Annotated in this window: 1 protein-coding gene; it reads right to left on the reverse strand. The window is 36.6% G+C overall.

Translation table 11 applies throughout. The features are described from left to right. Nucleotides 1-289 (reverse strand): transposase (locus tag ACFFIT_RS02070; RefSeq protein ID WP_385875931.1); only part of this gene is annotated, 289 nt, incomplete at its 3' end. Between the last annotated feature and the right edge of the window lie 230 nt (nt 290-519).

Consider the following 519-nt stretch of genomic DNA (forward strand, 5'->3'; position numbering starts at 1 on the left):
ACTTTAATTGATGTTCAAAAATGCCTTTCATACGGCACCATTGGCTGAGTTCTTCGCCAGTTAAAGTATGAGATTCTGCAATGGCTAATAATTTTTCTTGAGCTGACCACTGTCTACTATCTGAAGAGAGCTGATTTAATTGTTCTCTATGATTTCTAAGCCAAGCATCTAAAGAGCTTTTAGATATATTGAGTTCTTTGGCTACATCTTTCAGAGACCGGTCTCCTCTGTTATTAGCCAATTTAATTGCATTCATTTTAAATTCATCTGAAAATTTTGGGTTAGCCATATTTCTAAATCTCCTATTATTTAATGATAGTGTACTATAAAATTATTAACAACTATCCTAATTGATAGGGTTATGCAGATGTTCCGCAAAAGTGGCTCTTCATCCGCTCTCAAGCTGGACGAGAACGTGCACTCAAAACTTTTGATAAAGATGTTGCAAAAGGTAAGGTGCGTGAGGAGAAACAACTGAGTAGCCTGATGAAGAAAAACTTCTCATGTGAGCACGATGCC

The organism is Thorsellia kenyensis, from assembly GCF_042432445.1.
GTDB classification, from domain to species: Bacteria; Pseudomonadota; Gammaproteobacteria; order Enterobacterales; family Thorselliaceae; genus Thorsellia; species Thorsellia kenyensis.